Source organism: Burkholderia sp. Ac-20384 (genome assembly GCF_017104605.1).
Taxonomy (GTDB): Bacteria; Pseudomonadota; Gammaproteobacteria; order Burkholderiales; family Burkholderiaceae; genus Burkholderia; species Burkholderia lata.
The window spans coordinates 1-19,820 of sequence record NZ_JAAGPE010000069.1 but is presented as its reverse complement, the minus strand read 5'-3'; the positions used below and the strand labels follow the sequence as shown (position 1 = coordinate 19,820).

Genomic DNA, 19,820 nt, shown 5'->3' with positions numbered 1-19,820 from the left:
TTCAGTGACATTTTCTCAAGCTGATGGCGATCACACTCCGACCAACGAGACACCCATGTCCCGCAAGATCCCAAGCAATTCCGCGCTCCAGGCGTTTGAAGCCGCGGCCCGGCACGGCAGCTTTGCCCGCGCCGCCGAGGAACTGGCGCGGACGGAGGGCGCCGTCAGCCGTCAGATCGGCCGGCTGGAGGCGTTCCTGGGCGTCACGCTGTTCGAGCGGATCGGCAATCGGGTGCGGCTTGCGCCGAACGGTGCGCGATACGCGGTGCAGGTTCGCGAGATTCTGGATCGGCTCGAACGGGACAGCCTGTACCTGATGGGGCAGCCGATCGAAGGCGCAAGCATCGATATCGCCGCCATTCCAACCTTTGCCACCCGCTGGCTGATCCCCCGGCTGAAACACTTTCAGGACCGGCATCCGAACATCACGGTGCATATCGCCGAGCGGATGGAGCCGTTCCTGCTGGCCGGGAGCGGTTTCGACGCAGCCATTCATTTCGAGCACCCGGCATGGGCGGGGATGCATCTGCATCCGCTGCTGGAGGAGGTGCTGGTGCCCGTCTGCAGTTCGGCGCTGCTCGCGGGCGCCGGGGCGAATCCGTCGCTGGATGCGCTGCCGCGACTTCACCGGCGACAGAACCCGGACGCATGGCAGGCTTATGCGCAGGAGTCCGGCATCGTGCTGACCAATTCGGCGGTGGGCGCGCGCTACGATCTCCATTCGATGCTGATCGAAGCGGCGCTGGCCGGCCTGGGTGTCGCGCTGGTGCCGCGCCTGTACATCGACGCGGAGCTCGAGCAGGGCCGGTTGGTCGCCCCGTGGCCGGCCGGCAAGGCGGTGACGAAAAACTTCTGCCTCGTCCTGCCCGAACCCATCGAACTGGCCGAGGGGCCGTTGCAGGCCTTCGCGAGATGGATGCTGAATGAAGCCCGCGGATTGGCGCCGCACGACAGAGCCTGACGCTCATCGACAAACCGTTTCTCCTGCGAACGCGGCCTTGCCAGGCCGATGCGCCGGGCGCGGGCCACGCTCGGGTACACTCGGGCACCCGTCACTCACGCGGCACCAGCATGGACAGTCAGCTTTGGATCATCTGCGGGCTCACCTTCGTCATCCATGTGATCGCGACACTGGCTTATGCCGTGCGGATCGCCGGCGTGCGCACGCGTCGCATCGCGTTGTCGTTTTCGTTGTTTGGGATCATCGCGCTCGTGTCCCGAACGGCCAATTCCTTTCAGGGGCCGTTCATCGCGAAACGCGTTGAAATGGACATCGCGCACCGGATGGGGAGCGGGTTGCTGACCGACTTCCGGTGGTTCCTGCTGTCCGCCACCGTGGCGACCATCGTCGGGACATTCCTGATCCCGACGTTCCAGCGTTACTTCAGTCGCGCCGTTGAACACTTTCAGGCGAACCGCTCGATTCCCCGCCTGCTGCTGCACGCGTGCAGTCGTGCGGGTATCAACTTTCTCCGCGTCGGCGCACGGCTGCCTTCGAGCCAGAACGTCACGCAACTGACCGCGAACACCGGCGTGTCGTGGGGCGTCATCGCGTTGAACGTGGCTGCCATGGCGATCTGGACGGTCGGCGTGTTCGCGTCGCTGTATGCGGGCTATCTGAAGCCCGACCTGAGAGTGACATGCGCGAACTTGTCGTCCGTCATCAACGGTTTCGCGACCGTCGTGCTGGCGGTCGTCATCGACCCGCAGGTTTCCGTCATGACCGACGACGTCATCGAAGGTCGGATATCGGAGAACAGTTTTCGACGCGCCATCACGACACTCGCGGGTGCGCGCGTGCTCGGCACGTTGTGTGCGCAGGCGGTGCTCGTTCCGGCCGCGCTCGTCATCGTGCACGTGGCCGAGCTGATCTAGCGCGGCGTACATGCCCGTATCGACGCCGAGCCCGGATGACAGTTGCGGGGTTAAACAGGAATACCCCACATCCTCGTTTAAACTCGGTTGCGCGAAAGATCTCTGCGACGCCGCGTGTGTCGTCGCGGCGCGACAAATCGCATCGTGCCGGCGCGCGGAGGATGCGCGATGAAACCGATTCCGCTGTCAGGTCACGCTGTCATGGCCTTGAAAAATCAGCTGTCTTGCAAGACTCGAACTACATGCCTCAGGGAGCCAATCGAATGAATTCCCCGGTGATTCGGGCCGCCGTCGCAAAAGACGTCGGGGACATCTACGCGGTACACCGCGACTCGGTCGTCAATCTTTGCGCCGGCCATTACACGCAGCAACAGATCGAGGGCTGGCTGGACGGGCGGGATCCGTCGATGTACCTGGCCGCCGTAACGGATGGCGCGATCTGGGTTGCCGACGACGGCGGAATATGCGGCTTCGTCGAGACCGCGGGCGACGAGGTCACCAAGCTGTTCGTCCGTGGCAATGCGGCGGGGAGCGGTGTCGGCGCCAGGCTGCTCGAACATGCCGTCTCGGAGATCGCGAACGGCGGCCACGTGCGCGCGTATCTCGAGGCCACGACGAACGCCCGGCCTTTCTATGAGCGACAGGGGTTCGAGGTCGTCGGGCACGGTCGTTTTTCGCATGGACGAAGCCAGGTCGAGCTCGAGATCGTGAAGATGGAGCGACGGCTGGCACGGGGCCAGACGGCGCGCGGCGCGGCTTCGGTGAAAGAACGGGAGGCTGCCGGCCCATCGTGTCCAGACAGGGAATTCATGGATTGAATACGCGTCGATTCAAAATATAAATTTTGGCAATACGCTGGCACGGGATATGCTTCGCAGGTCTAATCCGATCGGAACAGACGCCGGATATTCGTCAGGATAATCAGGCAAGAGCATGACCGGTTTGCTCTGACAAGCCGATCAATTAGAGGATGGACCGTTTGTGCAATCCGCGCGGCAGTGCCAAGCTGCGCGCGAAGCAAAGTCGTACACGGATGGATTGAGTTGGGTGACTTGAAACGCAGGCCGTAACTCCTCGCGACGGCCACTACTGACAGTTCAGGATATGACATTACAGATTGGGGTCCCTCTGGAGACGGCCCACGAGGAGCGGCGCGTAGCGACCGTTCCCGACGTCGTCGAAAAGCTGATCAAGCTCGGGTTTTCGGTGGCCGTGCAAAGCGGCGCCGGCACCGGCGCGAACTTCAGCGATGACGACTACCGCACGGCCGGCGCCGAAGTCGTGCCGACGGCCGCCGATCTATGGGGCCGCAGCGATATCGTCCTCAAGGTGCGTCCGCCGAGCAGCGAAGAAGTCGCGCTGATGCGCGAGGGCGGCACGCTGATCGGCTTCGTCTGGCCGGCCCAGAATCCTGAACTGATGCAGCAGCTGGCCGCGAAGCGGGCCACGGTGCTGGCGATCGATTCGCTGCCGCGCACGCTGTCGCGCGCGCAGAAGATGGATGCCCTCACGTCGATGGCCGGCGTGAGCGGCTACCGCGCCGTCATCGAGGCGGCCCATGCGTTCGGCCGCTACTTCAACGGGCAGATCACGGCCGCGGGCAAGGTGCCGCCGGCCAAGGTGTTCATCGCTGGCGCCGGCGTGGCCGGCCTCGCGGCGATCGGCACGGCCGCAGGCCTCGGCGCGATCGTGCGCGCCAACGACACGCGCGCGGAAGTGGCCGACCAGGTCAAGTCGCTGGGCGGCGAATTCGTCAAGGTCGACTACGAGGAAGAAGGCTCGGGCGGCGGCGGCTACGCGAAGGTGATGAGCGAAGGCTTCCAGCAGGCGCAGCGCGCGATGTACGCGCAGCAGGCCAAGGAAGCGGACATCATCATCACCACCGCGCTGATTCCCGGCAAGCCGGCGCCGAAGCTGATCACGGCCGAGATGGTGCAGTCGATGAAGCCGGGCAGCGTGATCGTCGACATGGCCGGCGAGCAAGGCGGCAACTGCGAACTGACGGTGCCGGGCGAGGCGGTGGTGCGTCATGGCGTGACCATCGTCGGCTACACGGATCTCGCGTCGCGCCTGGCGCGGCAGTCGTCGACGCTGTATGCGACCAACCTGCTGCGCGTGGTCGAGGAGCTGTGCAAGACCAAGGACGGCACGATCGACGTCGACTTCAACGACGACGCGATCCGTGGCCTCACGGTCATCAAGGAAGGCAACGTCACGTGGCCGCCGCCGCCGATCCAGCAGCCGGTCGTCGCAGCGAAGCCCGCGGCGGCGCCGGTCGCAGCCGCCGCGTCGAAGGGCCACGGCCACGGCAGCGGCGCGCCGATGTCGGCCAAGTCGCTCGCGATCGTGTTCGCCGTCGGCGCACTCGCGTTCCTGCTGGTCGGCCAGTTCGCGCCGGCCACGTTCCTGGCGCACTTCACGGTGTTCGTGCTCGCTTGCTTCATCGGCTACATGGTGATCTGGAACGTCACGCCGTCGCTGCATACGCCGCTGATGAGCGTGACCAACGCGATCTCGTCGATCATCGCGATCGGCGCGCTGGTGCAGGTCGCGCCGCCGTTGGGCGAGGCCGCGGCCGAGGGCCGTCCTTCGGGGCTGATCCTGGGCCTGGCGGTGGGCGCGCTGACGCTCACGGCCGTCAACATGTTCGGCGGCTTCGCGGTGACGCGCCGCATGCTGGCGATGTTCCGCAAGTAAGGAGACGACCACAATGACTTCCAATCTGACTACCGTCTCCTATATCGGCGCGGCGATTCTCTTCATCCTCAGCCTTGGCGGGCTGGCCAACCCGGAGACCGCCCGGCGCGGCAACCTGCTCGGCATGATCGGCATGCTGATCGCCGTGCTCGCCACGGTGCTCGGCCCGCGCGTGTCGGTCGAGGGCATTCCGTACATCGTGGCGGCACTGGTCGTCGGCGGCGCGGTCGGCCTCTACGCCGCGAAGAAAGTGCAGATGACGCAGATGCCCGAGCTGGTTGCGCTGATGCACAGCCTGGTCGGCCTGGCCGCGTGCCTGGTGGGCTTCGCGAGCTACATCGATACGTCGGTGCAGTTCACGGGTGCCGAGCATGCGATCCACGAAGTGGAAATTTACGTCGGTATCCTGATCGGTGTGGTGACCTTCGCGGGCTCGGTGATCGCGTTCGGCAAGCTCTCGGGCAAGATCGGCGGCAAGCCGCTGCTGTTGCCGGCACGGCACTGGCTGAACCTGGCCGCGCTGGTGGTGGTGATCGTGTTCGGCCGCGCGTTCCTGCATGCGGAGACGATCCAGGACGGCATGATGCCGCTGATCGTGATGACGGTCGTGTCGCTGCTGTTCGGCGTGCACATGGTGATGGCAATCGGCGGCGCGGACATGCCCGTCGTGGTGTCGATGCTCAACAGCTACTCGGGATGGGCAGCGGCGGCCACGGGCTTCATGCTCGGCAACGACCTGCTGATCGTGATCGGCGCACTGGTGGGCTCGTCGGGTGCGATCCTGTCGTACATCATGTGCCGCGCGATGAACCGCAACTTCATCAGCGTGATTGCCGGCGGGTTCGGCACCGGCAGCGGGACGCCGGCGGCGGCGGGCGGCAGTGCACAGCCGGCCGGCGAAGTGGTGGCGGTGAGCGCGCTGGAGACGGCCGAGCTGCTGCGCGATGCGAAGAGCGTGATCATCGTGCCGGGGTACGGGATGGCCGTGGCGCAAGCGCAGCACACCGTGCATGAACTCACGAAGGTGCTGCGCGAGAAGGGCGTCGACGTGCGTTTCGCGATCCACCCGGTGGCCGGCCGCATGCCGGGGCACATGAACGTGCTGCTCGCCGAGGCGAAGGTGCCTTACGACATCGTGATGGAGATGGACGAGATCAACGGCGACTTCCCCGAAGCCGACGTGTCGATGGTGATCGGCGCGAACGACATCGTGAACCCGGCAGCGCAGGAAGATCCGGGCAGCCCGATCGCCGGCATGCCGGTGCTCGAGGTGTGGAAGGCGAAGACCTCGATCGTGATGAAGCGCAGCATGGCGTCCGGCTATGCGGGCGTCGACAATCCGCTGTTCTACAAGGACAACAACCGGATGCTGTTCGGCGACGCGAAGAAGATGCTGGATGAGGTGTTCGGGGCGTTGAAGGCCTGACGGTGAGCATGCCCGGGCGTGTGCACGGGTCGAACGATAGCCGGCCAGAGTGTTGGATAGTCGGCTGATCGGGACCCGGCACGCCGGACATGCGCATCGGGAAGGTCACGGAAGTGCGAAGCAGGATGGTCCGTTTCGCACTTCCTTCCGGGAAAAGGCAGTGATCGATTGTTGGTGCGCAGATCAACGGTCAACGTGAATGATGCCGTTGGAGTGGGTGGCTGCTGCATCGTTGGCGTGACGATTGCAGAAGCTTCTCCGGTTGCCGAATGGCTTGGGTCGGCCGCTTTCCTGCCGTGAGGCGCAGTCGTGATTGTCCGCACGAACCCGCAATAGACTCGGGGGCCTTGCTGGCCGCCCATACCGCACCTGCCGCGCGAATCGCACCGGTGCGTTTCCTTCCTCCATCCCCCAGCGACACCGGCCTTTCAGTGACTGCGCCGGCAACGACACCGTCTATCCAGCGAATCCAAGGTCCGCAAAAGTGGTGATCCTTGCGTCGCAGGCGCGCGCCAGCGCCGGATCGTGACTCGAAAAGATGACGACACGGTCTGCAGCCAACGTCTTGAACAGATCGATCAGCACTGCACGCGACGCGGCATCGAGCCCGCTGTCCGGTTCGTCGGCGATCACGACGGCGGGCGCGCCGAGCGCTGTGGCCGTCAGGAACAGTTTCTTGCGCGTGCCGAACGACATCTGTTCGAAGCGCTTCTCCAGATGCGGTGCAAGCCCGAATCGATCGGCCAGCTCGAGCGTACGGGTGTCGACGACGGTATGCCTGGCGTCCGCCACGAGATCCAGAAACTCGCGACCGGTCTGGAGCGGATACGCCAGGCAATCGTCGGGCACGTACGCGAGCGCGGATTTCGCATCGTGCGGCGCGGTGCGCAGCGAATGGCCGCCGATCCACACCTCGCCTTCGTCCGCGTCGAGCGTGCCGGCGAGAATCGCGAGCAACGTCGATTTGCCACTGCCGGTTTCGTCGTATAGCGCCACGCATCCGGCACCGGATGCGTAGTTGAGTCCCTGGAAGATGACGCGCTTGTCGTAGCGCTTGCCGAGATTGTCGAAGCGGAGCATGGATCGGTAGTCAAACGAAAATTTGCGGGCGAGCACGGCCCAGATTACGGAAAGCAGCAGGCCCGGCAACACGGATTGTCGGGACGCGTAGCGTTGCGGCAGATAGTGTAATGCGACACGCGGTGTGCCCGCGCATACGAAGGTGCGCTGAAAGTCGAGGCGCACGCGTCATACAGCTCGAGTATGCTGGATGAATGCCGTCCGGATGACCGACCCGGGCAGCAAAACCGCACACAATCACCGCGATTGCATCGCAACCACCGGCCACACCGGGCCGATATCAACTCCGGAACAGGGACTCGACATGGCAGAACTGGACAACGCGCTGTACGAACGGATCGGCGCGCTGAGCGACGCGGGCGATGCATTGATGGAAGACGGCGACTACGAAGGCGCGCTGGCGAAATTCTGGGCAGGATTTGACCTGCTTCCCGAACCCAAGACCAATTGGGAAGCCGGAACCTGGCTGATGGCCGCCATCGGCGACGTGAATTTCCATCAAGAGGATTACGCAGCCGGACGCGACAATCTCGCCCAGTCGATGCATTTTCCGAACGCGATCGGCAACCCGTTCCTGCACCTGCGGCTCGGTCAGTGCCAGTTCGAACTGGGCGATCTCGACCGCGCGGCCGACGAACTGATGCGCGCGTACATGGGTGGCGGGCCCGAACTGTTCGAGGACGAGGACGGCAAGTACCTGCGATTCCTGGCGACGCGGGCAGAAGGCATCGAGACGCCCTGACGCGCGTTATTCGTGCCGCCCGCCGGCCGGCGTCGCGGCTGAGTTTCGACGCCCGCGCCGGGATGCCGGGCGTTTATCCGCAAGTGCACAACCTGCCCATGAACCTGACCTTTTCCCCCGCCACTCGATCCGATGCCGAAGCGCTGGTTGCGATTCGCATCGCCGCGATGCGCGACAGCCTCGAGCGCATCGGCCGCTTCGATCCGCAGCGCGCGCGCGACCGGTTTCTCGCGTCGTTCGACCCGGTGCTATGCCGCTTGATCGAAGTCGATGGCGTGAACGCGGGCTTCTTCGTGGTTCGGCCGCAGGAAGATCACTGGTTGCTCGACCATCTGTACATCGTGCCCGAGCATCAGGGGAAGGGGATCGGCGCAGCCGTGCTGCACCAGGTGTTTGCCGATGCAGATGCGCAGCGCATGCCTGTTCGCGTCGGCGCGCTGCGCGGCAGCGATTCGAACCGCTTCTATGCCCGGCACGGCTTCGTGCAGGCCGACGAAGCGGAGTGGGACATCTACTACGTGCGCGCACCGGGTGCGGCGACGGTGTAGATCGCATCCGCGGTGCGATCCGGGCGAGCGCATCAGCGTTTTCCCGGATACGGAATACGCGGCGCATGCCGATGATGCAGAGAGAATATAAATTCATGATCCGAGGCCATCATGACCACATCTGCAACAAACGGACTGAATGCGGTATCGCCTGAAACGACCGGGGCGGCAGCGACATCCGACGATGCGGGTGGCGTACCGTCGATCCTGCTGGTCGACGACGAGCCGAGCGTGCTGTCGGCGCTCAGGCGCGTGTTCCGGCCCGCCGGCTACGAGATCCTGACCGCGGAAAGCGGCGAGGCGGCGCTCGAGGTCCTGGCGTCGACGGAAGTCGACCTGATCGTGTCCGACATGCGGATGCCGGGCATGAGCGGCGCGGAGTTCCTGGCTCGCGCACGGTCGCTCTATCCGGACACGATGCGCATCCTGCTGACCGGCTATGCGGAAATCGCGTCGGTCGTGCAGGCCGTCAACGACGGCGGCGTCTATCGCTACCTGAACAAGCCGTGGGACGATCACGACCTGCTGCTGACCATCGAACAGGCGCTGGAGCAGCGGCGCCTGCGGCGTGAAGCGGGCCGGTTGGCCGCGCTGACGGAAGCGCAGAACGAAACGCTGCGCCGTTTCAACACGGAACTCGAAACGCAGGTTCGGGCGCGCACGGAGGAACTCGGCCAGACCGTGATGTTCCTCGAAGCCGCGCAACGCGACCTGAAAAGCAGTTTCACCGCGATGGTCCAGGTTTGCGCGAGCATGATCGAGTTGCGCTGCGGGTCCGCCAGTGGGCATGCGATGCGGGTCGGCGAGATTGCGCGGCGGCTCGCGCTGGCCTCCGGAATGAGCGAGCTGCATGCGCAGGATGTCTATTTCGCGGGGCTGCTGCACGGCATCGGCAAGTTGTCGCTGCCGGACGAATTGCTGCACAAGCCGCTCACGAAGATGACGGCGGAGGAACACGGCCTGTTCCTGCAGCATCCGCTGCGCGCGCAGATGGTGCTGACGCCGGTCGCGCAACTGCACAAGGTCGCATCGATCGTGCTGCACCAGTACGAGCGTTTCAACGGACGCGGCACGCCCGACGGCCTGGCGGGCGACTCGATCCCGCTCGGCTCGCGAATCCTGGCGGTCGCGCGCGATTTCGAAGGGCTGCGCAACGGCGACATCGGCGTGCCGCATGCGGTCGAGCAGGCGCTCGACGCGATGCGCTCGCAGGGCGGCGTGCGTTACGACCCGAAGATCGTCGACGGCCTGATCGAACTGATGCAGGACCCGGCGAGTCTCGGCATCGCGGCGTCCGTCGCGGAGATCAAGTCCGCGCAGTTGCGCGAAGGGATGCAGCTCGCCGACGATCTGCGCACGCATCGCGGCGTACTGCTGATGACCAAGGGCAGCGTGATGTCGGCGCACCAGATCGAACTCGTGCGCCGCTTCGAGACGCGCGAGGGGACGTCGTTCGACATCCTCGTGCTGGCCGGCCAGGCTGCGGCGAAGGCTGCGTCGAGCGCACCGAATGCGGGCGCGCCGCCGGCCTGAGCCCGGACGCGCGGCCTGATGGCCGCGGTGCGCGATTGCGCGCCGCGGCAACGCACTCACCTCGATTCGGGCGCTCGATCATGTACGGCACCTACAATCTCCCGCTCGTCCTGCTGTCGCTCGCGATCGCGACGCTGGCCTCCTATACGACGCTCGATCTGGCCGCCTTCATTTCGCTGCTCGACAACCTGAAACTCAAGCGTGCGTGGCTGGGCGGCGGCGCGGTGGCGATGGGTACCGGCATCTGGTCGATGCATTTCGTCGGCATGCTCGCGTTTTCGCTGCCGATTCCGCTCGGCTACGCATTGCCGGATACAGGCGCGTCGCTGGCGATTGCCGTGCTCGTGTCGTACTTCGCACTGACGGTCGTCACGCGCGCGCGGCTCGGCTGGCGGCGGCTGCTCGTGGGTGGCGCGCTGATGGGCGGCGGGATCGCCGGCATGCATTACGCGGGGATGGCCGCGATGCGCATGCAGCCCGGCATTCGCTACGATGCCGCGCTGTTCGCCGCGTCGATCGGCATTGCGGTGATCGCGTCGACTGCCGCGTTGTGGATCGCACAGGCGCTGCGCGCGCAGCAGGCGCGCCATGCGACCGCTCAGCGGATCGGCGCGGCCTTCGTCATGGGCATCGGCATTACCGGTATGCATTACACGGCGATGGCGGCCGCGCATTTCGCGCCGGACGCGCGGTGCGGGGCCGCGAACGGCGTCGACACGCCGTGGCTCGCGACGACGGTCACGCTGTTTACGACGGCGACCCTGGTCGTCACGCTGTTGCTGAGCCGATTCGATGCGCGCACAACCTTCCTGCGCGGGATGACCGATACGCTCGAGCGGCTCGTGCGCTTGCGCACCGTCGAACTGGAACGCGCGTTGCACCGCTACGAACAGACGACGGCGATGCTGCAGCGTACGCGCGAGAACATGGCGACCGAGATCGACGAACGCAAGGTCGCGCAGGCGCGGCTCGAACAGGAGAAGGAGGAGCAGCGGCGGCTGCTGCATGCGCTCGAGGAAACCCACGTGCAGCTGCTGCAGTCGGAAAAGCTCGCGTCGATCGGTCAACTCGCGGCCGGTGTCGCGCACGAGATCAACAATCCGATCGGCTTCGTCAGTGCGAACCTCAATACGTTGAAGACGTGGGTGCGCAGTCTGCTCGACGTGATCGCCGCGCATGAAGCCGCGCTGCCGCAGCTCGACCCGGCCGCGCGCGACGCGCTGGCGGCGATGGGCCGCGCGGCGGACCTGGACTACGTGCGCGGCGAGATCGAGACGCTGATCGACGAATCGATCGACGGTGCGCTGCGCGTGCGGCGCATCGTGCAGGACCTGCGCGATTTCTCGCGTCCGGCCAGCGACGAGTGGAGCGTGGTCGATCTCCGCGCGGGCCTGGAAAGCACGCTCAACGTCGTCCACAACGAACTCAAGTACAAGGCCGAGATCGTGCGCGATTACGGTGACGTGCCGCAGGTCGAATGCCTGCCGTCGCAGTTGAACCAGGTCTTCATGAACCTGCTGGTGAACGCGGCGCACGCGATTCCCGAGCGCGGCGTGATCACGATTCGCACGTCGAGCGATGGCGAGCAGGTGTCGATCGCGATCAGCGACACCGGGACGGGCATGACGCCCGACGTCGTCCGGCGGATCTTCGATCCGTTCTTCACGACGAAGCCGGTCGGGCAGGGCACGGGGCTGGGCTTGTCGGTATCGCACGGCATCGTCAAGCGCCATCGCGGCACCATCGACGTGACGAGCGAGCCGGGGCGCGGCACGACGTTCTGTGTCCGCATACCGATCCGGCGGGCCGGCGATCGCGCGAACGCGGCCGAGCTGGCGCAACGGGCGTGATCGCGTGACAGCGTCGCGCGCCACAGGCCGGCGCGGTTTTCGCACGTCATTGCAGTCGCTTGCGGCGTTGGCGACGAAAGAAATGCCAGAACATCGCGCTGGCGTCCGGCCCCGTGGCGGAATGAAACGGCTCGCGCGGGTCGCCGCCGCTCCATGCATGCGGCAGCCGGCGGACGATGCAGACCCGGACGACGAGACGCCCGGCCTTGAGATAGTCGATGGTGTCGGCATCGTCGCGCGCATGGATGCGTTGCTCGCCGACGCGGATCCCGCCGTGTTCGTCGACGAGCCGGTTGAGCCGCGCGAACTGGATGCCGAGCTGTGTCGCGTTCCGGTCGGTCACGACCGTATCGAGTGCGCCGTGCATGACGAGGGCCGGCATGCCGGGATAGGACGCGACATCGGCGCAGGCGTCGACCGCGCGTATCGGGTCGTCGCGCAGGCCTCGACGCATCAGATTCATCGCCGCCAACGTCGACGATGGCGGAGCGATGGCCGGGCCGGAGTGCAGTCCGATTGCCGCAAAGCGATCGGGATACCGTATGGCCAGTGTCGCGGCGAGCCCGGCACCGGCGGACATGCCGGCCAGGTAGATCCGGTCGCGGTCGAAGCCGTGCTGTCGCACGACTGCGTCGACCAGCGATGCAACGGCCGCGGCTTCGGACTGCGTCGCGTCGCCATGCCAGTGCCAGCAACGGTGCGCATGGGCCGTCGCGGCTTGCTCGGGAAACAGCACGGCAAACCCCGACCGCTCGGCGAGACGGCACATGCGCGTGCCCGCGGCAAACGATTCGGCATTTTGCTTGCAGCCGTGCAGCATGACGACGGCCGGCATGCCGGCCGTCGTCGCCGGCGCGGCGGGAAGATACAGCGCGTAGGCGAGGTGGTTCACGTAGCGACCGGCACTCGGGCCGGCGGAATGAAACGACCGGAGCCACGTGCCGGGTGCCTTGTCCGTCCGTGCGCGGGCGGGCGCGGTACCCGTGCGTCTGGTGGTACGGGCGATGACGGCTGGCTTGCCCGCCCGTTTGGCGGCCGCTCGCGGCTTGCTCGTGCGCTTCGTCGGGCGCGTGCCGGTTGCGACGGAGAGCAGCTCGAGATGCCGCAACCAGAGGCTGGTTTTTTTCCTGGGCATGTGCAGTCTCTTGCCGGCGGCCGGCCGTGGCAGGAAGATTCGGCCGAATCCGCCGTCGAGTTGAAAATCGAAATGGGCCGCGGGGCAAGGTTCGTGCTGCCGGCCGCGTGCGCATCGGAACCAGGCGGCCGATCGAACACAATGGAAGGCAGGGGCCTGCGCAACGGCGGCGATTCGACTCTGCCATCGACGATATTCACCGTCCGATGTGACGCCCGTGCGACTCGAAGCCTGCTTCGACCCCGTCGCGCGCGCGGCTAGCGCCGATCCAGCAGCGTATCGCCCAGGACGCTGAACGCCGCGCCCGGCAGCTCGTGCAGATGCTCGACCACGCTGCTGACCGGATAGAACGTTTCGACCGAATCGTCGAGTATCCCGACGCCGATCAGTTCGACGCGCCGCTCGCGCAGCGCCTCGACGCGTGCACGCAGGTCGGTGCGCAGGATTGCCGGGTTGCCGTCGCCGGTCGCCGGATAGCCGTCCGACAGCACCATCAGGATTCGCCGCCGGGCCCGCTTCGCCAGCAGCCGCCCGGCGGCCCAGCTCAACGCCTCGCCGTCGGGATTCTCGTGGCCGCATTCGATGCAGGCGAGGCCGCTCGGGTTGTCGGAATCGAAGCGCTTGTAGACGCGCAGGTCGAGCCGTTCGACGAACCGGTTGTAGCCGAACGTATCGCGGCCGGCGTCGATCCAGCGCTGGTAGTGCGCGCGCATCGCGGCGTCCTCGACGGAGCTGTAGCCGAGCACTTCGCACGCGAAACCGAGCTGCGTCAGCGCATCGCACAGCGCCGCCGCGCACAGCCTGGCGAGTTCGATCTTCTTGCCGGCCATCGACCCGCTGCAATCGATCAGCAGGCTGACGGCCGCGTCGCGCCCGGGGGCCGCACGCCGGACGCGGAATGGCGTGCGATAGCCGGGCGAGGTGACGAGGCGCGCGAGTGACATCCGGTCGAGCTCGCCGCGTTCCTGTTCGCGTTTCCAGCGCGTCTGCTCGTCCACTTTCAACGCGCGTTCGAGTTTCAGCTTGAGCGGCTCGGTCTGCGCGCGGGCCGCGCTTCGCAGGCGGTGCCAGCGCGCCGGTTCGCCCTGGCCGGTGAAGTCCGTCACCGTGTCGAACGCGGTGGTCAGCGGGACCGACAGCAGCGGCCGGTTGTCCGCGGACAGGCGGATCGTGCCGGGCATCGCATCGCCCGGCGTCGGCGCTTCGGCCGACGATGCCGTGTCGGCGATCGCACCGGCGCCCGATTCGGCGGAAACCGGCGCACGTGAGTCGTCCGGGGCGCCCTGTCCGTCCTGGTCGAACTCGGCGGCGATGCTGTCGCTGTCGAGCGTGCTGCCCGGGTCGGCCGTGAACATCATGTTGTTCGCACCGGCCGACGCCAGCGCGCGCACGCGTTCGACGATTCGCTGCGCGGCGCGGATGCTGTCGGCGGTCGATGTCGCGGCGCGTGCCTCTTCGACGAGATCGCCCGATGCGGCCATCGTCGCGTCGAGCGACGGCACGCGCTCGATGGCGGACGGCGGCTCGTCCCACAGCGCGCGTTCGACGCGCCACACCAGCCTGTCGCGCCATCCCATTCGCGGCCACCGGTGGAGCGTGCCGGCAGCCGTCGCCGTGCGCATCCGCCGCAGGAACGTCATGGCGCCGGGATAGATCGCAGTGAGGCAACCCGCCGCGCGGCGGTCGTCGATCGCCTGCGCGATGGCCCGCACCGCGGGTGACGCCAGTGCAGCGATGTCATCGATCCCACCGAAGCGCTCGCGTGCCGCGTAGAGGTCGACGAGGCCGGTGATCGCGTCGTCGTCGACGTCGCCGGCGAGCAGCGTGTCGGGCAGCACCAGCAAGTCGCGCTGCGCGGCCGGCGCATGGCGCGCGAACCGCACTTCGATGCCGTGCCGTTGCGCGAGCGTGCGGGCCAGCCGGGTCAGGTGGAGCGACCGCGCGTCGTCGTCCTGGTCCATCGCGTCAGGCCTCGACGTCGATGTAGTGGCGAATGATGCTGCGGATCAGGTCGGCGTCTTCCGTGCTGACCTTCGCATAGATCGTCGGGCCGGCGGCCGATTCGGGGTCGCCGGTGCGCAGCATCAGCTCGGCCCAGTCGATCAGGCGCCGCGTCGAGAACGCGCTGGCCAGATCCTCGCGGACGAACGCGGCGCGGCAGTCGGCCGCGATCGCCGCGAGCGTGTCGGCCATCGCCGCGGTCATGGCCGCGCCGAACGTGCGCTGCAGCACGCGCGCCTCGTCGGGCGGCGGCAGATAGTCGAGGCGGTACACGCGCCAGCGGTCGAGAAACGCCTCGTTCATCACGTTGGCGCCCTGGTACAGATGGCGGAACTGCCCCATCGCGCCCACCGCATTGGCCGTCGCGAACAGCCGGAACGACGGGTGCGGGACGACGATCTCGTTGCCTTTCTCCTTCAGCAACAGGCGGCCGGCCGGTTCGAGCACGGCGGTCAGCACCGCAAGGATCGCCGGTTCCGCGAAGTCGATCTCGTCGACGATGAGCCACAGCCCTTCGCGCATCGCGGTCGGCAGCACGCCGTCGACCCAGATCGTCTCGCCGCCCTTGACGGTCCAGAACCCGACGAAATCGCCGACCGTCGTCTGCCCGTTCATGTTCGAGCGCAGCACGCCATGGCCGGCCAGCGCGGCGGCCTGCTCGATGAGGCTCGTCTTGCCGGTGCCGGTGTGGCCGATCAGCAGGATGCGCCGGTTCTCGACGATGTCTTCCAGCACGTTCGTCGCGCGCGCGGTGAACAGGTAGGCCGGGTTCTGCGGCGGCGCGAGCGGCCCGCCCGGGCCGCGCGGCATCGGCACGCCGCCCACGTACGCGACCTGCGCCGCATCGCCGGCTGCCGCCGGTCGCGACGCATGTGCGCTCCGTAGCGCCTGCATGAACGCGCTGCGATGAGCGGGCGCCGCACGGTCGCCTGCGTCGCGCCGGACGAAGCCTTCCTGGATCCACTTGTGCAGCTTCGCATCGAGGTTGTCCGCATCGACGACCGTATCGACCGACGTGCTGCCGTCAGCCCGGTGATGCTGGATGCGGTACATGTGCGCGCGTTCGGAGCGGCTGACGATCCATTGCCCGGCGGACGGGTCCGCCAGTTGACGATAGACGCCGAGTACCGACGGGGCGGAGGGAGTGGAATCAGCGGGTGCGTTCATGGTGGCGAGCGAAAGTGGGCGGCTGGCGCTTCATGCCTGCGATGCATCGCGTCGATTGTAGGTTTTTTTGTCGTGAAGGAGGGCATTCGCGCGGGAATCGAATCGCTGCGGTTCGGTGCGGCGCAGGCGTCGCGTCGGCCCGCCGGATCGGGTGAGCGCGGTCGGTCATGCGTTGCGGCAGGGTTGTTCGGCACCCTCGTCACGGCACTGAACTGCTTGTGCCGTACCGATCCACTGGCGAAGTTGCGGGTCGTTGGTGTGGGTCGGCCGCGCCCTTGCATGCGAAAGGCGATTGACAGCCCGCCTGGCGCTGACCTTCCTCGATTTTCAGGAAGACAACCGGTCATGTCGACTCGCCGGCCGTCATGCCTTGATCAACCGGGGCGAAGTTCAGTACCGTAGCAGGCTTGATCGCCGGGCTTCCATCGCACGTCCCTGGGGGGCTCGGCGCACCATCCCATTGCGCGCCGGTCGTCGAATCCGGCGAAGGAGTGTTGAACGTGGCGGAGACAGGAATGGATGAACGGGTGATTCGTCGTGCCAGTGCGCTCGATGCCCCGGCCGTGCTGGGGATCTTCGATGACGTGATTGCGTGGTTCGTTTCCATCGGTAACGAAGGGCAATGGGGCCGCGAGCCGTGGTCGACGCAACCCAAGCGGGTTGCGCTCGTGACCGAAGCCTGTGCGTTGCCCGACGCGTGGGTCGCAGAGGATCAGGAGGGCCGCGTCCTGGGCGCATTGATCCTCGGCGAGTCCATGCCCTACGTGCCGCCCGCGACCGAGCCGGAAATCTATGTGCGCGTGCTGGTTGCGTCGCGCGATGCGCGGGCGCGGGGTGTCGGCCGGCGCCTGATGGCCTTCGCGGATGAGCGCGCCCGGGCTGCCGGGGTGGAGCGCCTGCGGGTGGACTGCTATGGCGGCGGGACTGGCGCACTGGTGCGCTTCTACGAGTCCTGCGGATATGAGCGAATTTCAACCTTCGACGTGGACGGCTGGCCGGGGCAGTTGTTGGGGCGCAGCGTGTGACGGTGCCTGTCCGCAGTTTTGCGTGCGACCCATAAGCCGACGGGTAACGCGCTGCCCATGAAAATGCCGCCGACCCGGGCGGCGGTGTCGCGCTGCCGCGCTGCCGAGTACGGCCCTCGTTTTTTGCCCATTGCCGCGTGGCCTTCTGCGGACCGGGGTGCGGATTCTGCTCGTCCGCCCCGGGTCTCCGGTGTCATGAAGGTTCGAACGAGCCGGTCATCCGAGCAGGCCGGCCCAGTAAAACTCGGCGGCCAATTCGACCGCACGCGCCTGCGTCGTATGCGCCAGCCGGAACGCGTCGTCGTGAATCGTCTGGTCGGGAAACTCGGTGACGAGCGTGAACGGCACGGTCGACCGGTGATCCTCGACCACATCGCATGGAATCCCGTTGATGCGCGTAAACGGCAGGTCGCCTGCGTGCGCGTGCCACGCGTGGATTTGCCGCTCGTTGAATGCCACGAGTTCATCCGATCGGGCCAGTGCGCGGGTCAATGCGTCGAGGAACGACCGCCCGTCGTGGCCCGCATGGTGACGCAGGATCAGGAAGAAACCCTTCGGAATCGACCAGAGTTCGCTGCCGCGCGGGATGTAGCCGCTGCGCGGCCGCGTCCAGTCGTGTGCCGGGTAGCCGTGCAGGCTCAGGTGCAGCCGCGCGCCGGTACGCTCGATCGCGTCGAGCCGGGCGGCTTTTTCGCCGAACGGCGGCTGCGTGCGTGCTTCGAGGTCGTCGCCGAGCGCGGTATAGCGCGCGGCATGGGACAGGTGTGCCGGGTGCGTGGCGCGCAGATGGTGATGCAGCGCGGCGCCGTCCGGATTCTCGAGCGGTACGAGCGCGTAGTGCGCGTCCGGGCGCCGGTTCAGCGCATGGGCCGCCCGCAGCGCGCCGACGACGCCCGACGTCTCGTTGGCATGCTGGCCGGCGGTGATGACGAGCCCGGGCAACGCGCCGCGAACATGGATGCCGTTCACGCCGCGGCCCTGGTGCGACGTGACGGCGAACCGTTCTCCCGGCAGCGCACCGAGCGCGCGAGCGACGTCGGGCGGCGATAACGGCTGGCCAACCGCCGCGAGCGCGTCCGGCGATGCAAGCGCTTCACCCGGAGCGGCTGCGGCTTCGGCTTCGGCCTCGTCCGTCGTCGCGCGAACATGCGTTTCAAGCGTGATCCGAAGCGTCGTATCGCCCTGCGTGCGAGAGATGTCGGGCACGATCTGCCCGGATTGCAGTGTCCGGTCGGATGCGTCGCGGCCTGCGAGCGCGTGGAAAAATTCGGCGGCGCCGAAGTAGGCGTCCTCGTGCCATGCGTCGAGCGTGCTGACGAGTTCCTCGCCATACGGCAGCGTGCGTTCGATGCCCGACGTCGCGATCGCGATCCGCAGGATGTCGAAGAACGGCGCCTGGTCGGGCCACGGATGCGCGCGCAGCGCGTCGAGCGTCGCGGCGGCGGCCGCCTCGAATTCGGTGACGAGCGGGGCGTCCTCGATCAACGTGCTGCCGTCCCACACGCGCAGCCAGCCGCACGGTGACGCGGTCGCGTCATTCGGCGCGAAGACGCGGTGCGTCGCACCGTCGGCTTCGACGACATAGTGCGCGGGATCGTCGCCGGGCTCGAACGCGAATTCGAGCGGCGCGAGCCAGCCCGCGAGCGGATACGCTTCGAGCCGGAACCGCTGGTGTGCGCCCGCCGGCGTGCGGATCACGATCCGGCCCGTGCGCGGCGGCTCGAATTCCTCGATGAAGAAATGCACCAGCGGCTTGTACGCGCTGCGCAACACGGCGTCGATGCCTCGGCCGGCCAGCGTGCGCTCGGCGTCGCGGCGCGCCGCTTCGTCTTCGAAGAGCCAGGCCTCGACACGGGTGGCGGTGCCGGCCGTGAAGCGGTCGGTCAAGGTGCGCAGCGTGCGCGGATAGGTGGCGGAGAGCAGGGTCGTCATGGTGAACGTAGGCGGGGATGGATCGGGAAATCGCACGGTGCATGCCGGCTAGCGTGCGCGCCGGCGCAGGCGCTGTGCTTCGAGGCGCGGCAGCAGATGCTGGACGACGCGCGGCAGCGTATAGATCGGCAACTGCGCGCACGTGAACACGAGCGCCATGGTGGGCGTCGCGGCGAGCCCGAGCGCGGCCCACATCAGGCCGACGTTGCGATTGGCGACGATCAGCGCGACGTTGAGCCGCGTGCGGACGTCGCCGGGCGTGAGCCCGTACGCGATGATCTGGAAGCCGGCGTTGACGGCAAACGCGAGTGCGATCGCGCTCAACGCGCGGTGCGGCGCGTCGATGATCGATTGCTGCATGCCGGCCATCGTGCCGAGCGCGAACACCAGCAGTGCGGCGACGACGGTCGCGTCGATCGGCGTCGCATAGCGGTCGAGCCGGGAACCCGCGAACCGCCGCACGAGCAGCGCGACCCCCTCGGCGCTGCCGATCAGCAGCGCGAGCCGCAACGCGAGATTCAATGGCGAGATCGACACGGCTGCATCGTGGCTGAACCAGGCCGTCAGCAGCGGCGCGGTGAGCGGGACGAACACCATCGACGCGAGGGTCGCGACGAGCGCAACGCTGGCGTCGAGCGACAGCATCCGCGCGATCGTCGACGTGCCGCTCGACGGCGGCGCGCAGTACGCGATCACCAGCGCGACGACCCAGTCGTACGGCATGCCGGCGAGCCGGGCGACGATGCCGAGCGCGACCGGGCACGCGATCATCGTCGCGGCGGGCAGCAGCAGCGACACGGCCGGCCGTC

General features: G+C 67.1%; 16 protein-coding genes. 10 read left to right on the top strand and 6 right to left on the bottom strand.

Translation table 11 applies throughout. The features are described 5' to 3' along the window. The first annotated feature begins 55 nt into the window (after window positions 1-55). The 5 genes from G3O00_RS15815 (at window position 56) to pntB (ending at window position 5,998) form a co-directional block, all read left to right on the top strand. Window positions 56-961, top strand: a complete 906-nt coding sequence (locus tag G3O00_RS15815) for a LysR substrate-binding domain-containing protein (protein ID WP_206143530.1) — start codon at window positions 56-58, stop codon at window positions 959-961. 110 nt (window positions 962-1,071) lie between these two features. Further along, on the top strand, window positions 1,072-1,875 hold the full coding sequence (locus G3O00_RS15810; protein ID WP_011349917.1) for a lipid II flippase Amj family protein: 804 nt from the start codon (window positions 1,072-1,074) through the stop codon (window positions 1,873-1,875). A gap of 263 nt (window positions 1,876-2,138) precedes the next feature. Further along, window positions 2,139-2,693, top strand: a complete 555-nt coding sequence (locus G3O00_RS15805) for a GNAT family N-acetyltransferase (protein WP_206143529.1) — start codon at window positions 2,139-2,141, stop codon at window positions 2,691-2,693. A gap of 286 nt (window positions 2,694-2,979) precedes the next feature. After that, the gene (locus G3O00_RS15800; protein ID WP_206143528.1) at window positions 2,980-4,572 is read left to right on the top strand and encodes a Re/Si-specific NAD(P)(+) transhydrogenase subunit alpha; all 1,593 of its coding nucleotides are present in this window, start codon (window positions 2,980-2,982) and stop codon (window positions 4,570-4,572) included. Window positions 4,573-4,585: 13 nt separating this feature from the next. Then, window positions 4,586-5,998 carry a Re/Si-specific NAD(P)(+) transhydrogenase subunit beta gene (gene pntB, locus G3O00_RS15795; protein WP_206143527.1) on the top strand — a complete coding sequence of 471 codons (1,413 nt, stop codon included), beginning with the start codon at window positions 4,586-4,588 and terminating at the stop codon, window positions 5,996-5,998. A gap of 456 nt (window positions 5,999-6,454) precedes the next feature. Here pntB and G3O00_RS15790 read toward each other — a convergent pair whose 3' ends face one another. Next, the gene (locus G3O00_RS15790) at window positions 6,455-7,078 is read right to left on the bottom strand and encodes an ABC transporter ATP-binding protein (protein ID WP_206143526.1); all 624 of its coding nucleotides are present in this window, start codon (window positions 7,076-7,078) and stop codon (window positions 6,455-6,457) included. Between the two features lie 205 nt (window positions 7,079-7,283). Here G3O00_RS15790 and G3O00_RS15785 point away from each other — a divergent pair, with 205 nt between their 5' ends. The 4 genes from G3O00_RS15785 (at window position 7,284) to G3O00_RS15770 (ending at window position 11,751) form a co-directional block, all read left to right on the top strand. After that, entirely contained in the window at window positions 7,284-7,820 is a 537-nt protein-coding gene (locus G3O00_RS15785; protein ID WP_241025164.1) for a hypothetical protein, read from the top strand. Window positions 7,821-7,918: 98 nt separating this feature from the next. Continuing rightward, on the top strand, window positions 7,919-8,368 hold the full coding sequence (locus G3O00_RS15780) for a GNAT family N-acetyltransferase (RefSeq protein ID WP_206143525.1): 450 nt from the start codon (window positions 7,919-7,921) through the stop codon (window positions 8,366-8,368). Window positions 8,369-8,479: 111 nt separating this feature from the next. Continuing rightward, on the top strand, window positions 8,480-9,901 hold the full coding sequence (locus tag G3O00_RS15775) for an HD domain-containing phosphohydrolase (protein WP_206143524.1): 1,422 nt from the start codon (window positions 8,480-8,482) through the stop codon (window positions 9,899-9,901). A gap of 80 nt (window positions 9,902-9,981) precedes the next feature. After that, window positions 9,982-11,751: a histidine kinase gene (locus tag G3O00_RS15770; protein ID WP_174929310.1), complete on the top strand. Its 1,770-nt coding sequence runs from the start codon at window positions 9,982-9,984 to the stop codon at window positions 11,749-11,751. Window positions 11,752-11,797: 46 nt separating this feature from the next. Here the strand turns inward: G3O00_RS15770 and G3O00_RS15765 are convergent, their stop codons facing one another. The 3 genes from G3O00_RS15765 to G3O00_RS15755 all read right to left on the bottom strand — a co-directional run bounded on the left by G3O00_RS15765 (window position 11,798) and on the right by G3O00_RS15755 (window position 16,054). Further along, on the bottom strand, window positions 11,798-12,886 hold the full coding sequence (locus G3O00_RS15765; RefSeq protein WP_206143523.1) for an alpha/beta fold hydrolase: 1,089 nt from the start codon (window positions 12,884-12,886) through the stop codon (window positions 11,798-11,800). A 257-nt stretch (window positions 12,887-13,143) separates the two neighbouring features. Next, window positions 13,144-14,847: a cobalamin biosynthesis protein CobT gene (locus tag G3O00_RS15760; RefSeq protein WP_206143522.1), complete on the bottom strand. Its 1,704-nt coding sequence runs from the start codon at window positions 14,845-14,847 to the stop codon at window positions 13,144-13,146. Window positions 14,848-14,851: 4 nt separating this feature from the next. Then, window positions 14,852-16,054 (bottom strand): AAA family ATPase, encoded by a 1,203-nt coding sequence (locus G3O00_RS15755; protein ID WP_206143521.1) that lies wholly within the window; start codon window positions 16,052-16,054, stop codon window positions 14,852-14,854. A gap of 515 nt (window positions 16,055-16,569) precedes the next feature. Here G3O00_RS15755 and G3O00_RS15750 point away from each other — a divergent pair. Further along, window positions 16,570-17,079 (top strand): GNAT family N-acetyltransferase, encoded by a 510-nt coding sequence (locus tag G3O00_RS15750; protein WP_206143520.1) that lies wholly within the window; start codon window positions 16,570-16,572, stop codon window positions 17,077-17,079. 216 nt (window positions 17,080-17,295) lie between these two features. Here the strand turns inward: G3O00_RS15750 and G3O00_RS15745 are convergent, their stop codons facing one another. Beyond that, window positions 17,296-19,011, bottom strand: coding sequence for a hypothetical protein (locus G3O00_RS15745; protein WP_206143519.1), 1,716 nt, complete (start codon window positions 19,009-19,011; stop codon window positions 17,296-17,298). Window positions 19,012-19,059: 48 nt separating this feature from the next. Then, window positions 19,060-19,820: hypothetical protein (locus tag G3O00_RS15740; protein WP_206143518.1), on the bottom strand; the 761-nt coding region annotated here is incomplete at its 5' end.